At 48.3% G+C, this 13,939-nt stretch carries 12 protein-coding genes; 7 read left to right on the top strand and 5 right to left on the bottom strand.

Annotation, left to right across the window (positions count from 1 at the left end; genetic code table 11):
- Nucleotides 1-185 precede the first annotated feature (185 nt).
- Both QWY22_RS17435 and QWY22_RS17430 read left to right on the top strand, forming a co-directional pair.
- The gene (locus QWY22_RS17435; RefSeq protein WP_300982078.1) at nt 186-488 is read left to right on the top strand and encodes a transposase; all 303 of its coding nucleotides are present in this window, start codon (nt 186-188) and stop codon (nt 486-488) included.
- Nucleotides 485-1,369, top strand: coding sequence for an IS3 family transposase (locus QWY22_RS17430; RefSeq protein ID WP_300982077.1), 885 nt, complete (start codon nt 485-487; stop codon nt 1,367-1,369). Before QWY22_RS17435 ends, QWY22_RS17430 begins: the two co-directional genes overlap by 4 nt.
- A gap of 211 nt (nt 1,370-1,580) precedes the next feature.
- Here the strand turns inward: QWY22_RS17430 and QWY22_RS17425 are convergent, their stop codons facing one another.
- Nucleotides 1,581-2,534 carry a nuclease-related domain-containing protein gene (locus tag QWY22_RS17425; protein WP_300982076.1) on the bottom strand — a complete coding sequence of 318 codons (954 nt, stop codon included), beginning with the start codon at nt 2,532-2,534 and terminating at the stop codon, nt 1,581-1,583.
- A gap of 246 nt (nt 2,535-2,780) precedes the next feature.
- On the opposite strand from QWY22_RS17425, the gene QWY22_RS17420 reads away from it, so the two are divergent.
- Nucleotides 2,781-4,079 carry an NCS2 family permease gene (locus QWY22_RS17420; RefSeq protein WP_300982075.1) on the top strand — a complete coding sequence of 433 codons (1,299 nt, stop codon included), beginning with the start codon at nt 2,781-2,783 and terminating at the stop codon, nt 4,077-4,079.
- A gap of 121 nt (nt 4,080-4,200) precedes the next feature.
- Complete coding sequence (locus QWY22_RS17415) at nt 4,201-4,386, top strand: hypothetical protein (RefSeq protein WP_036805430.1); 186 nt, start codon at nt 4,201-4,203, stop codon at nt 4,384-4,386.
- 50 nt (nt 4,387-4,436) lie between these two features.
- On the opposite strand, the gene QWY22_RS17410 is transcribed toward QWY22_RS17415, so the two are convergent.
- The 4 genes from QWY22_RS17410 to QWY22_RS17395 all read right to left on the bottom strand — a co-directional run bounded on the left by QWY22_RS17410 (nt 4,437) and on the right by QWY22_RS17395 (nt 9,398).
- Nucleotides 4,437-5,345 carry a MerR family transcriptional regulator gene (locus QWY22_RS17410; protein ID WP_300982074.1) on the bottom strand — a complete coding sequence of 303 codons (909 nt, stop codon included), beginning with the start codon at nt 5,343-5,345 and terminating at the stop codon, nt 4,437-4,439.
- 139 nt (nt 5,346-5,484) lie between these two features.
- A complete protein-coding gene (locus QWY22_RS17405) occupies nt 5,485-6,684 on the bottom strand; it encodes an MFS transporter (RefSeq protein ID WP_300982073.1) in 1,200 nt (399 codons plus the stop codon).
- A gap of 176 nt (nt 6,685-6,860) precedes the next feature.
- Nucleotides 6,861-8,093 carry an MFS transporter gene (locus QWY22_RS17400; RefSeq protein ID WP_300982072.1) on the bottom strand — a complete coding sequence of 411 codons (1,233 nt, stop codon included), beginning with the start codon at nt 8,091-8,093 and terminating at the stop codon, nt 6,861-6,863.
- A gap of 69 nt (nt 8,094-8,162) precedes the next feature.
- Nucleotides 8,163-9,398 (bottom strand): MFS transporter, encoded by a 1,236-nt coding sequence (locus tag QWY22_RS17395; RefSeq protein ID WP_300982071.1) that lies wholly within the window; start codon nt 9,396-9,398, stop codon nt 8,163-8,165.
- Nucleotides 9,399-9,804: 406 nt separating this feature from the next.
- Here QWY22_RS17395 and scpC (QWY22_RS17390) point away from each other — a divergent pair, with 406 nt between their 5' ends.
- The 3 genes from scpC (QWY22_RS17390) to scpC (QWY22_RS17380) all read left to right on the top strand — a co-directional run bounded on the left by scpC (QWY22_RS17390) (nt 9,805) and on the right by scpC (QWY22_RS17380) (nt 13,820).
- Complete coding sequence (gene scpC, locus QWY22_RS17390) at nt 9,805-11,298, top strand: succinyl-CoA:acetate CoA-transferase ScpC (RefSeq protein WP_300982070.1); 1,494 nt, start codon at nt 9,805-9,807, stop codon at nt 11,296-11,298.
- A gap of 120 nt (nt 11,299-11,418) precedes the next feature.
- Nucleotides 11,419-12,063: a LytTR family DNA-binding domain-containing protein gene (locus QWY22_RS17385; RefSeq protein WP_300982069.1), complete on the top strand. Its 645-nt coding sequence runs from the start codon at nt 11,419-11,421 to the stop codon at nt 12,061-12,063.
- Between the two features lie 242 nt (nt 12,064-12,305).
- Nucleotides 12,306-13,820: a succinyl-CoA:acetate CoA-transferase ScpC gene (gene scpC, locus QWY22_RS17380; RefSeq protein WP_300982068.1), complete on the top strand. Its 1,515-nt coding sequence runs from the start codon at nt 12,306-12,308 to the stop codon at nt 13,818-13,820.
- Nucleotides 13,821-13,939 lie beyond the last annotated feature (119 nt).

The following is a 13,939-nucleotide window of genomic DNA, read 5'->3' as shown; positions in this document are numbered from 1 at the left end:
TGAGTTGAGAAACGTCGAAAATGCGTTGTTAAGGGCAGGGATGGATGCATTTCGCAGGCGAAATGCGATAAAGGGCTTGGTTATGCGCGTTCAGAAAGATTTATGCGCGCTTAGAGTGAGACAATGAACCAAAAGTAGACAAATAGTTTATTGTTCCTTCAAACTTGAACCAAGGAGTGATGACTGTGAACACACGAAAAAGCTATACCTATGAAACCAAGAAGCAGGCGGTAGAACAGTACTTTGAAGGACGATCCGTTAACGAATTAGCCCCCCTCCTGGAGATTCAGAACCCTGCCAATATCCGGCACTGGGCGCGGCTGGTGAAGGAAGCCAAGTCTTTTGAGGTGCTTCGTGAAAAACGCAGAGGGCCACGGGAGTCGGGCAAAGACGCGAAAACAGAATTGGAAATTACCAAAGCTGAATTGGAACGCACGAAGCTTGAAGTGATGTACTTAAAAAAGCTTATTGCGCTCCGAAAGGAGTGAAACCGATCGACCTCGACTTTGTGTTCGTTGAAGAGCACAAGAACCGGTTCCCGATTACAGAGCTCATTGGCATAGTCCAGAACCTGAGCCGCGCGGGCTATTACAAACGGCTGAAAAAAGACCCTGCGCAGTCGCAAACGGAACGGGACCAAGCGCTTTTAAAACAGATGCTTTCGCTCTACGTCACCCATGGTGGGAATTTGGGTCACGAACGGTTTAAGCTGGAGCTCGAGAATGTATACACTCATATCGTCAGTCTCAAACGCATCCGCCGGATGCGGGAAATGTATCGCATGCCGCTCAAGACAGCACGCCGAAAGCCACGTCCTGCCGGAAGCGGCCATGCGGTTATCGATAATCTCCTGAACCGGAACTTCAAGGCCATGCGACCGGGTCTCAAGTTTTCCGTTGATATCAGTTACCTGGAAGTGAAAAAGCCATTCCGGGACTTTATCTACTTATGTGCAATTCTGGATCTATACAATAACGAAATCGTTGCTTACACCATCAGCGACACCCTGGATGTGGATTTTGTCCTGGAGGCCGTTCGTCAGTTGGAAGCACGCGGGTTCGAGAAAGAAGCCCTTCTCCACAGTGATCAGGGCATCCAGTTCACCAGCCATAGCTATCAAGGACTCCTGAAAAAAATGGAACTGACCCAGTCAATGTCCCGTCGGGGCAACTGTTGGGACAATGCGCCGATTGAAAGCTTTTTTGGCAAGCTCAAAACCGAAATGCCCGGTTTCACTGTGCCTGAAACGGCAGCCCAAATGCGCGCAGCAGTAGCCGCCTACATCACGTATTATAACGAGACACGACCGCAACTGAAACTCGGTGCGTCACCGGTTACATACCGCAATTTACAAGCACGGGCCGCTTAAACCGCGCACTTAATCAATAGCCACTTTGAGAAGCGTTTTTAGGCTCGAAGAAATTCGGACGGAAGCGAAATCGGCTCTCCGTCTATAATCGCATATGAGAAAAAACGCCGATAAACTCGTGTCTACTTGACAGGTAGGGAGTCAGAGAATTTTATGCTCGTTCAGGAAAATTTATGCGCGTTCAACAATTTTCGACAGGAGAACGGCGTCTTCATGATTTGAGCTGATAAACTCGCGCTTTTAATTCGCCGGTTGTTTCCAAATTTAACTCTTTTAACAAACGGGTAGCCACCGACCTAGATTTTATCCCGCAAAATCTCCTGAACTCCTGATTTGTCAGTTCGCTGCTGACCAGCGTAAAATACTCCCGCAGCGCCAGTACGTGAGCGGAACTGTCGCGTTCTCCGCATCGTGGGCATTGCCAGCTTCGCCTTACGCGCTGCATGGCATACGACTGGCAGCCTTGGCAATAGACGCCAGGTTTCAACTCGCTTGGATCGATGAAGTATCTTTTGCACAATGGAGTTTGTCTAAAAGGGGTTTGATTGGATAGAAGCGTCTTTTTGATTTTCAGTAATTTTACATCCGGCTCTTTAGGGGGAGAAGCTGTCCAGATTTTCAAGAGGGTTTCGGGCAGCTGGTACGTTTTGCAGATCGGTGCATCGGCTGGTTTGGCAATGAACTCGCACTTTTTTGCGGTGAACACGATCAAGCCGCGGATCGGCAAGGTGATTTTCCGTGCCTTGAACCAGGCCGCCAGAAAGCGGATATGTTTGTTAAGTTGGACGCGGGGGTCTTCCAACACCGTTTTTACGTCATCTTCATCGAACCGGTAAAACTCGCCGGTGTTATCATCAAAATGGATTTTGCCGCTGATGTTCTTCGATTCGATAATAATGGCGCAGCGCTCGGTCAATAGGAGCCCATCCATTTGAACGGGCCAATCACCCAGCTTCAGATTCACATCCCATAAAATGTGAAACGCTTCATCCAGGTGAAACTCCTTGAATCTCAATGCCAAATGGGTTTCGCCTCTTTGTCCTGAAGCGGCCCGGTGCCATTCACTTTGTATGAATTTCAGTTGAGAGTGGCCATCAGGCAGCCGGCTGGCCAGCCGCTCCAACCCTTCCGTTTTCGCCAGCATCCTCAATTCTAATTTGTTCAAAGCTTCACCTCTTTTTTAATGAATTAAATGAAGTATAGCATCATTCACCCAGCTTGAAACCCTCTAAATAAATGGCGCAAAACCCTATTGATTTGCTGCTTTTTGCGGCAAGAAAATGAACAAGCCCCATTCAAGCTAAATACCTTGACAGCAACCTTTTTTTGGATTAAACTCCTATATTGGCTCACCTGTAATTTATGGGAAGAGCGGGTAGGGAGAGGGCTAATTTAATAGAAGGTTTTGTGAATGTTTAATTGGATGGACCGCTTTTTTGGTCTTCAAACAAATGGAACTTCGGTGAAACGGGAAATGTCTGCGGGCGTCATCGGCTTTTTTACCGTCGTGTACATCATTGCGGTCAATTCGCTGATTCTGTCGGAATCCGGCATGCCGCTTGAAGCGGCGATTATAGCCACCATTGCAGCATCCGTATTCGGCTGTCTGGTCATGGGTTTTTGGGGCAATGCACCGATTCTGTTGGTTCCGGGCATGGGCATCAACGCCTTGTTTTCGTATACGATGGTCCAGTCGATGGGCTTGTCGTGGCCGGAAGCATTGGCTGTCGTGTTCATCTCGGGCCTCATCTTCGTCGTTGTCGCATTTACGCGTCTCGCGAAACTGTTGAATGCAGCTGTGCCGTATTCACTGAAAGAAGCGATTATCGTAGGGCTTGGCTTGTTCCTGATGCTGATCGGCCTGGAAAAAGGCGGCATTGTCGAGCGTGGAACTAGTTCAATTCTGGCACTCGGCTCACTTGGTGAACCGCATGTTCTGGCGACGGTTCTGACGTTCATCGTAGCGATTGTGCTATTTATCCGCAACGTGCCTGGGAATTTCCTGATTACAATCGTGGCAGGCACCGTGATCGCGTCGTTTTTCGGTTTGATTGATATGAGTGCGATGAGCGGCTCTTCAATCGATGCTTCCGAAGCGTTTGCTGTGTTTGGTGCGCTGTCGTTTGACGGGATTTTGTCGATGGGCTTTTGGATTGCCGTCTTCTCTTTGACGATGGTCATCGTTTTCGAGAATATCGGGACCGTTCAGGGACAGGTTTCGTTTGTGGAACGCCCTGAAAAGTTCGGTCGTGCGTTCCAGGCAACTTCCGTTTCAGCAATGGCATCGGGCATCTTTGGCACAAGCCCGACAATAGCGAGCGCTGAAAGTGCTGCAGCTATGGCGGCAGGCGGACGTACCGGTTTGACAGCTGTCACGACCGGATTATTGTTTATGGCTTCTGTTTTTTTCATCCCCGTTATCAAACTGATTCCGGATAGCGCCATTGCGCCGATCCTGATCATTGTCGGCGGCTTGATGGTGCAGAATATCCGCAATCTGGATATGAAAGACATGAGCGAAAGCTTCCCGGCGCTGCTGATTGTGGCATTGATTCCCTTTACGTACAGCATTGCAGACGGCATCGCCATCGGCTTTATCCTGTACCCGATCTTGAAAGTGGCGATCGGAAAATGGCGGGAAGTGTCGATGACGCTTTACATCATCGCCGGCTTGTTCCTCATGAATTTTGTGTTTCACGTCATCGGTTAATTGAAAAAAACGCATCTGTCCTGAGGCAGATGCGTTTTTCTGTTAAGCGCAGCAGAGTTCCTCCGAACCGCCCTGTGGTGGTATAATAAAACAAAGAGATCGAAAGGAGTTGGAAATCCCCATGAAATATACCAAATCAAAAATGGAACAGCTCGTAAGCGATCATCCGGAGTTGAAAAAGCGTATGAAAACGTTAATGAAAGACATGGAACTGGAAAAGAACTTTGCCTTGAAAGCTCTCTACCATTCTGAAGTGACCGATAACGGCCCGTATCAAAAAGATTATCAGGATTTGGATCTGCAATAATGTGCAGATCTTTTTTTTATGGCTGAAATCAAAAAAGAAAAAAACCTCCTTTAAGTTTTGCTTAAAGGAAGTTCTTTTTGTTCGTCAAGCCATTGCTGCCAGGATTCATAAGTTTCGCCCAGGTACCAGACCTTTTGGGAATGCAGCTTTTGCGCTACTCCTTTGCCGCCTACAAGAAAGCGCATGCGCGGATTCTCTTTGGACAACTCTTCGATGTAATGCTCGACGGTCGGCAAGAGTTTAGCATCCAATATCGACATGCAGACGATTTCGGTCTGCTGCTGTCTCGCGGCTTCCGGCAGTCCATCAATCGGCGTATCCTGCCCGAAATACATGACAGGGAAGCCGTTTTCCCGCAGGAACAACGTGAACAGCAAAAGCCCCAGCTGATGGTTTTCGCCGCTTGGGCACAGCGCCATCACTTTTGGCATCTCCGTTGAAGTCGGGAAAATGCGGAAGAAATGGGAAAAGCGCTGCTGGACAATGTGGCTGATCATATGCTCATGAGCCGCAGTAAGCGAGCCGTTTTCCCATTCTTCGCCGATGTGGACCATCAGTGGTGCAATAATGGAGAAAAAGACCGTACGGTAATGAAATAAGGAAAAGTTCAAATCAAGCAGGTAATTAAAGCGTTCCGTATCCATTTCGGAAGCGGCCAAATAAAGTTCTTGAATGGACTTGCTGAACGGTTCTTCGTCTGTCGAAGTCGTTGTCATCACCGCTTTTTCAGTGGGTTTTCTTTTTGAGGCATGAAGCTGTTTGACGGCTTCACTGATTTTAAAGCCTCTTTCCTGCACTTGTATTTTAAGCCATTTCAAATCTTCCAGGTTCTGTTCCGAATAAAGGCGGTGTCCGGATTCAGTGCGCGCTGGCGTGATGGCATTGTATCGGGTTTCCCAGGAACGGATGGTTACCTTTGGCATATCTAAAAGCTTAGCAGCTGCTTTAATATTATACATAGCTAGACCTCCGTTTCTTTAACATGTCTGTATAATTATTATACAACCTTTAGAGGCATTCAGTAAAGCTTTAGGGATATGAGGGGTGAAAGAATGTATAAAAAAACTGGAACCCGCGAAAGGATCCAGTTTTGTCGGCTTACAGAGCCGGATTGATTTTCGCTGCGCGTGAACGGTGCCATGTGACCGTAATCATCATGGTGACCATCAGCATGACGAATCCCAGGATAAACGGATAAGAGATGTTGAAATCATAAAGCACTCCGGCAAGAAGCGGCCCGATGACATTGCCGATGCTCATATAAGCATTGTTCATGCCCATCGCAAATCCGACTTCGCCATCCGCCATTTTGGAGATGAGTGTATTAAGCACTGGACGCAAAATAGATGTTGCCATAAAGATGATTAGGGATACGGTAAAGAACATCGCGTAGCTTCCGGCAAACAACGACAAAAGGAAACCGGCTGCTGCGACACCGATAAAGGCAATCAGCACGGGCACTTCGCCGAAGCGGCGGACGATGCGGTCCACGATGAACAGCTGCACGATCACACCGACGATTCCCGTAGCGGTAATCATAAAGGCGATGTCTTTAGCGGTCGACTGGAACTGGTTGTCGAGATACAATCCGACGACCGATTCATACGCCAGCAAACCGAAGCTCATGACCAGGGTAATCACCAACGGGATGAAATACGGCATGGTCACCGAGCGCCCGATTTTCTTCATCATGGATTCTTCATCCGTCAAGGTAGCAGCCAACGCCGGATCCGCTTCAACAGCATCGTTTTCTTTCAGCCAAATCATCGAGAAGAGGACGGCCACTAACGAAACGAGCGCCGATACCAAAAATGGCAATTTTAAGTCGTACTCAGCCAGGAATCCGCCGATTCCTGGCCCTACAACGATGCCAAGCGACATGGCGGCAGAAACCAGGCTGTTTCCTTTAGCCCGCTGGTCGAACGTTGTAATATCGGCGATATAGGCAAAGATGGCCGGAACGAGCATCGCAGCTCCGACTCCGCCGATTACGCGCGACAGGTACAGAATCCAGATGGAATCCGACATATAAAACACAAACATGGAAAGCGTCAAACCGGCCAGCCCGTAAATGATCATTTTCCGGCGGCCATACTGATCCGCCCATTTTCCGGCAACCGGCGAGAATACAAACTGCGCCGCCGCGAATATGGCAATCATGAGGCCGGCAGCCAAGCCGCCTTGATTAATCGATTGGAGATAAGAGGGAAGGATCGGGATAATAATGCCGAAGCTTCCGATGGCAATAAACATATTGATCATCAATATAATAATCTTTTTTCTTTGGTCCGCAGACATGGGCAGCAGCCTCTTTTCTTCTATATATAGTCCCGAGTTTTTTTCTCAGCCTACCTATAGTAATTTGAGCAGGCAGTTTTTGTCAATGCAACTGAACTGAGTTTCGGAAATTTATTTCGGGAAGTGAAATTCATCTCCCGCCGACGTGTATTTTTAGCAATAAAAAACTGAATCTCTTAAACAAGAGACTCAGCTTCAGATTCTTCTATGCGCATAAGCGCCAATGCTTTTGCTGCACGTGAACTGCGCCAGGCAACCGCAATGGACAAGGTGACCATCAACAGGCCGAGGCCAAGGATAAACGGATAGTTGATGTTGAAATCGAACAGCAGGCCGGCAGACAAAGGCCCCAGAACATTGCCGAGGCTCATGTAGGACGTATTCATGCCCATCGCAAAGCCGACTTCGCCTTCTGCCATTTTCGAAATCAGGATATTGAGCACCGGCCGCAAAATGGCCATTGCCAGGAAAATGACGAGCGACACGCCAAAGAACGAAGCGTAGCTTCCTGCAACAAGCGACAAAAGGAAACCGGCAGTCGCAAGGCCGAGGAAAGCGATCAGCACCGGCACTTCACCGAAGCGGCGCACCAATCGGTCTACGGCAAACACTTGGATAATGACGCTGACAAGACCGGTTGCGGTAATCATCATGGCAATGTCTTTGGAAGTTGAACCGTACTCCGTCGTTAAATACATGCCGATCACCGACTCGTAAGCGACCAGCCCAAAGCTCATGACAAACGTGATGATCAATGGAATGAAATACGGCATTTTCACGGAACGGCCGATTTGCTCCAGCATCGATTCGTCTTTTGCGAATTCTTCCGCCTGCTTCGTGCTGTCGGCAGTCGGTGCAATTTCTTTCAGCATGGCCAAGGAAAAGATGACGGCAGTGAAAGTGACGATTGCCGAAACAAGGAACGGCAATTTCAAGTCGAAATCAGCTAAAAAGCCGCCGATTCCAGGTCCGATAACCAAACCGAGTGACATGGACGCTGTGACCAATCCCGTGCCTTTCGCGCGCTGCGCGGCTGTCGTGATGCCCGCTACATACGTAAAGATGCCCGGGACAAGAAAAGCGTCGCCAATGCCCCCAACGATGCGAGAAGCATATAGAAGCCAAATGGAATCCGTCGCATAGAACATCAACATGGAAACCGTCAAAAGCGACAAACCGATGATGATGACTTTGCGCGGTCCATAGTTGTCCGCCCATTTGCCGCCGAGCGGCGAGAACAGAAGCTGGGCTCCGGCGAAGATGGCAATCATCAAACCGGCAGCGGTACCGCCTTGGTTGATGGATACGAGATATGCGGGGAGAATCGGGACGATGATTCCGAAGCTGGCGATGGCGATAAACATATTCACCATCAGGATCGTGATTTTTTTGCGTTGTTGAGAAGACATTACAGGAAAAGCCTCTTTTCTATCGAATAAATTGGTTTCATCAAAAGCAAAGCGTCGGAGATATAATGGTTAAACAGCAGATTCAGCTTTAAATGAAAGTGCTTCTTCAGGCATCGGGGCCGTTTTTTTGCCGCGCGACAAATGCCAGGCGGCTGTAATTGAAATCGTGGCTGCCAGCATGATGAGCCCGAGGATGAACGGGAAAACCAGGTTGATGTCGTACAACAGCCCCGCTGAAATCGGGCCGACGACGTTGCCGATTCCCATAAAGGACGTACTGAGCCCCATCGCAAAACCGACTTCGCCTTTTGCCAGTTTGGAAATAAGGATATTCAACACCGGGCGGAGGATGGACATCGCCATGAAAATGATCAATGTCACGGCAAAGAACATGGCGTACGTGTCAGCTACAAGCGCGAGCAGGAAACCGGCAGAAGCGACTCCAAGAAAGGCAATGAGGACAGGCACTTCCCCAAAGCGGCGGATCAGCCGCTCGACTGCAAACAGCTGGGTCAAAACACTGACGCCTTGGATGGCGATGCACATAAGGGCGATGTCCTGGACGCTGGCATTGAATTCATCATTGAGCACCAAGCCGAAAATCGATTCGTAAGCAATCAAACCAAAGCTCATTACGAACGTGATAATCAATGGAATGAAATACGGCATTTTGGTGGAACGGGCAATTTTTTTGGACATCGATTCTTCATCCGCTAAATCCCGTACATTGGCTTGACCCGTCCGCAAAGGGTCGCTTTCTTTTAAAAATGCGACGGAGAACAGAACTGCGCTAAGAGTGATAAACGCAGACAGGAGAAACGGCGCTTTTACATCGAAATCCGACATAAACAGCATGATTGCAGGGCCGGCTACAAGGCCCATCGACATGGAAGCCGTTACGAGGCCGGTGCCTTTCGCACGCTGTTCCGGCGTCGTGATGTCCGCTGTATAAGCGAAAACCGCCGGAATCAGGAACGCATCGCCGATTCCGCCGATGACCCGCGCCGCATATAAAATCCATAAGATGTCGGTGGCATAAAATATAAAACCGCCGGCAGTGATCAGCATCAGACCGATGATGATCATTTTGCGGCGGCCAAATTGATCGGTCCATTTGCCGCCAAGCGGGGCAAACAGAAGTTGTGCACCGGCGAAGATCGCAATGATCATTCCTGAAGCCATCCCGCCTTGATTGATCGATTCCAGATAAGCCGGAATCACCGGGCCGGTAATTCCAAAACTTGTTATCGCAATAAACATTGTAATCATTAATATGCTGATTTTTTTACGTTGTGGTGAAGACATTAAGTGGTGCCTCGATTCAATTAAAATTATTGTACAAACTCTACTTGTTTTGACAACTTTCCTATATTATGATGAAAAATTCTTAAAGTCAATGGGTTTTTCTTATAAAAATATCACGATTTCAAAACAATTTATTATTTTGTTATATAAATATTCTCATTATTCATAAAGGCTGTTACAAAGCCTTTTTGGTTCGTTTTTGCGTTGGGAAATTATCTGAATATCACTTCTGAATAGCAAATGAAACGCTTACAAACGAAAGAATCTTAATTGGTTTTGTTACAGCGGTGTGAATAGAAAGCATAATATAGTAGAAACAGGGAGCAAGGGTTTATTAAGCCTCTATGAAGGTAAGGTATAATTAAGACAGGAACAGAAGATAATTGAGCCACGAAAGGTGACTGTGATGGGACATACTCTAGAACGCATTAAAGCCATACAATTGCAGGAACGGATTATTGACGCAGAACTGGCGGCTTCTTGGATTCAGGACGGAATGACGCTGGGTCTCAGCGGATTTACGCGCGCAGGGGACGCCAAAGCGGTGCCGCTTGCATTGATCAAGCGGGCAGAAACGGAAAGCTTTAAAGTGAATGTGTTTACCGGGGCTTCTTTGGGTTCGGACATCGATCGTTTGTTTGCGGAAGCGGGTATCGTGGGCAAACGCCTGCCGTTTCAGGCTGACCCGGTGATGCGCCGGAAAATCAACGAAGGCGAAATGCTGTTTGTCGACCATCACTTGTCCCAGACGGCGGAATGGATCAAAGCCGGGGTCATCGAACCGATCGACTTCGCGATTATTGAAGCGCTGGGCGTAACGGAAGACGGATTGATCATCCCGACCACGTCCGTCGGAAACTCGGCTCTTTTTGTGCAATATGCGAAAAATGTCATTGTGGAAATCAATACGGCGCAGCCGGCATTGTTTGAAGGGATACACGATATTTACGATACCGGCAAACAGGGGGATCGTTTGCCGATTCCACTGACTCGCGTGGATGACCGCATCGGTGTGCCGGGAATTCCGGTCGATTTGGAGAAGGTGCGGGGCATCGTTTTTACACATCAGCCGGATTCCCCTTCGACGATTGCGGCTGCGGACGAGGAAACCGAACAGATGGCGGAGCACTTGCTGAATTTCCTCCGTTCCGAAGTCCGGGCAGGAAGATTGACAGAACGCTTGGCTCCGCTGCAGTCGGGCATCGGAACCGTGGCCAATGCGGTTCTTCACGGCTTGCTTGATTCGGAGTTTGACGACTTGGAAGTTTACTCGGAAGTGCTTCAGGATGCGGTGTTTGAGCTGATTGATGCAGGGAAAGTCCGTTTCGCTTCGAGTTCTTCCATCACTTTGTCTGAGGAAAAAATGAAGCAGGTCTACGGAAATTTCGAAAAATACCGCGACAAGCTGATTTTGCGGCCGCAGGAGATTTCCAATCATCCGGAAATTATCCGCCGCCTCGGGCTGATTTCCATCAACACGGCACTTGAATTCGATATTTACGGCAACGTCAATTCGACCCATGTATCGGGGACAAAAATGATGAACGGCATCGGCGGGTCCGGAGATTTTGCCCGCAATGCACGCCTTTCCATCTTTGTTACCAAATCAATTGCCAAAGGCGGCAGAATTTCGAGCGTCGTTCCGTTTGCGACCCATATCGACCATACGGAACACGACGTCGATATCGTAGTGACGGAACAGGGCTATGCGGACTTGCGCGGATTGGCTCCGCGGGAACGTGCAGCGCGGATCATCGAGAACTGTGTGCATCCGATGTACAAAGAAAAAATGCAGGATTATTATATGGAAGCTTTGGCACGCGGCGGACAGACGCCTCATGTGCTGGAACAGGCTTTCTCGTGGCACGCGAAACTGGCGCAAACCGGTACGATGCTCTAATGATATATGGCGGAAAATCGAACAGCTGCCCCTAAAAAGGGCGGCTGTTTTAATTTGGGCTGTGAGCAGGCACGGGGCTGCGCTATAATTTAAGCATTGATAAAAGACAGGAGGCCGATTATGGAGAGGCTTACACTTGATTCGCTGTTGGATGTTATTGGAGAATTGTTTTCCGATGAAATCTCAATTGCGGTATCAAATACAAAGGAATATATCTATTACAGGCCAAGCAAACGGATCGATTTGAAGATTCAAATTGGGGATCCGGTAAAAGAAGGAACCATCGCCTATAAAGCGCTGGACACAAAACAGAAAGCTTCGGAGTTTATTGACAAGGAAATCTTTGGCGTACCTTACCACGGCATGGCAGTTCCGTTCGAGCAGGACGGACAGCTCGAAGGGGTGGTGATGGCGATTTACCCGGCTTTTACAGACGGCAAATCCGTGGTTACCGTTAAAAGCGCCGATGGCTGGAAGCCGATTCCGTTCAGCGGTGTGAAATACTTGGAAGTAAAAGACCGCAAAACCTATGTCTATGCAGATGATTTTTGGGGGACGAATAAAAACTCGCTGCAGGAATTTGAATACATGCTGCCGAGGGACTTGTTCATCCGCTGCCACCGCTCGTTTATCGTGAATGTCCATCATATAGAAGAGATTTATCCGGATACGCATTCGACTTTTGTGCTGGCGATGAATAACGGCGCGCGCATCCCGGTCAGCCAATCCTATTCAAGTTATTTCCGGAAATTGCTCGGATTTTAGAAAGTGCTGCTTCAGGCTCCGAATTATCTGGTTTAGCCATTTTTATCACTCTTCTACCCTGTGAAACACATTTTAGACACATTTTAAGATAAAGTTATCTAATAATTAGAAAATAACAGAAGCTGAAAAAGGAAGTCCTTTGATAAAACAAAACGGATTAAAACTGAGCGTTCGCTCATGAAAACGCTTTATCTGGTGTCAAATGTGGATTAGCTTACTAACTTCGAAAGAGAGTGATGAAGATGGAGAAAAAACTTGGACGGGTAAGAGCTGCTGAATTGGTGAACCGTGTGGTAACGCCTGAAGAAGCGGCTTCGTGGATTCAAGACGGCATGACGTTGGGCCTTAGCGGATTTACACGTGCGGGAGACGTAAAAGCGGTTCCTTTTGCTTTAATAAAACGGGCAGAAACGGAAAGCTTTAAAGTGAACGTATTTACAGGAGCTTCATTAGGCTCGGATATCGACAAATTGTTTGCAGAAGCAGGCATTGTCAATAAACGCTTGCCGTTCCAGGCAGAACCGGCAATGCGCAAAAAAATCAACGAAGGCGAAATGCTGTTTGTCGACCATCATTTGTCCCATACAGCCGAATGGATTCGCACCAATGTTACGGAAACAATTGACTTTGCAATCGTGGAAGCGCTTTCGATAACTGAAGATGGCATGATCATTCCAACCACGTCGGTCGGAAACTCCGCAATCTTTGCGAAACATGCGAAAAACATCATCGTGGAAATCAATACGGCCCAGCCGGACTTGTTTGAAGGGATCCATGATATTTACGATACCGGAAAACAAGGCGAGCGCATGCCGATTCCGTTGACCAAAGTGGATGACCGCATTGGCACGGCCGGCATCCCTGTCGAGCTGGATAAAATCCGCGGCATCGTATTTACCGAGCAGAAAGATTCGGCTTCTACAATCGTCCAGCCGGACGAGGAAACAAAAATGATGGCAGATCATTTGCTTGAGTTCCTGCGTTCCGAAATCCGCGCAGAACGATTGACAGAAAAATTGGCGCCGCTTCAATCCGGCATCGGTTCCGTAGCAAATGCGGTACTGCATGGCATGATCGATTCGGAGTTTAAAAACCTGGAAGTGTACTCGGAAGTATTGCAGGACGCTGTATTCGATTTGATGGACGCCGGCAAAGTGGATTTCGCTTCATGCTGTTCAATTACGCTTTCGGAAGAGAAAATGAAGCAGGTTTACGGCAATTTTGAAAAATACCGCGATAAAATTGTCCTGCGTCCGCAGGAAATCTCGAACCATCCGGAAATCATCCGCCGCCTCGGGCTGATTTCCATCAACACAGCACTCGAGTTCGACATTTATGGAAACGTGAATTCGACGCATGTATGCGGTACGAAAATGATGAACGGCATCGGCGGTTCCGGAGATTTTGCCCGCAACGCACGCCTTGCTATTTTTGTAACGAAATCGATTGCCAAAGAAGGCAAAGTTTCAAGCATTGTGCCGTTCGTCTCTCACGTAGACCACACGGAACATGATGTAGACATTGTCGTGACCGAGCAAGGGTATGCAGACCTTCGCGGGCTGGCGCCTCGTGAACGTGTCAGCCTCATCATTGAAAACTGTGTCCATCCTTCTTATCGCGATGCACTTCGCGAGTATTACGCAGAAGCATTGACGCGCGGCGGCCAAACTCCGCATGTGCTGGAAAAAGCCTTTGCATGGCACACAAACTTGGCGCAGCATGGAACCATGTTGCCGAAAAAAGAACAATTGGTGTAAACCGATAAAAACCAGCCTTTCCGGATTAACGGAAAGGCTGGTTTTTAGGGATTATGTGAGAAGCTGTGCTTTTCTTTGTCCAGGCTCCAGCGCCCAGCCCCTCGAGTCGCTTCTGCCTT

It is taken from the genome of Planococcus liqunii, from assembly GCF_030413595.1.
In the GTDB taxonomy this organism is placed as follows: Bacteria; Bacillota; Bacilli; order Bacillales_A; family Planococcaceae; genus Planococcus; species Planococcus liqunii.
Note: the sequence above shows the minus strand (reverse complement) of the source record. Positions and strands in the feature narration are given on the sequence as shown.

Excerpts from the sequence above, each read along its gene's own strand:
- scpC (WP_300982070.1), top strand. The coding sequence starts at position 9,805 with ATGGGACATACTCTAGAACGCATTAAAGCCATACAATTGCAGGAACGG.
- QWY22_RS17410 (WP_300982074.1), bottom strand. The coding sequence starts at position 5,345 with ATGTATAATATTAAAGCAGCTGCTAAGCTTTTAGATATGCCAAAGGTA.
- QWY22_RS17420 (WP_300982075.1), top strand. The coding sequence starts at position 2,781 with ATGTTTAATTGGATGGACCGCTTTTTTGGTCTTCAAACAAATGGAACT.
- scpC (WP_300982068.1), top strand. The coding sequence starts at position 12,306 with ATGGAGAAAAAACTTGGACGGGTAAGAGCTGCTGAATTGGTGAACCGT.
- QWY22_RS17405 (WP_300982073.1), bottom strand. The coding sequence starts at position 6,684 with ATGTCTGCGGACCAAAGAAAAAAGATTATTATATTGATGATCAATATG.
- QWY22_RS17395 (WP_300982071.1), bottom strand. The coding sequence starts at position 9,398 with ATGTCTTCACCACAACGTAAAAAAATCAGCATATTAATGATTACAATG.
- QWY22_RS17415 (WP_036805430.1), top strand. The coding sequence starts at position 4,201 with ATGAAATATACCAAATCAAAAATGGAACAGCTCGTAAGCGATCATCCG.
- QWY22_RS17400 (WP_300982072.1), bottom strand. The coding sequence starts at position 8,093 with ATGTCTTCTCAACAACGCAAAAAAATCACGATCCTGATGGTGAATATG.
- QWY22_RS17385 (WP_300982069.1), top strand. The coding sequence starts at position 11,419 with ATGGAGAGGCTTACACTTGATTCGCTGTTGGATGTTATTGGAGAATTG.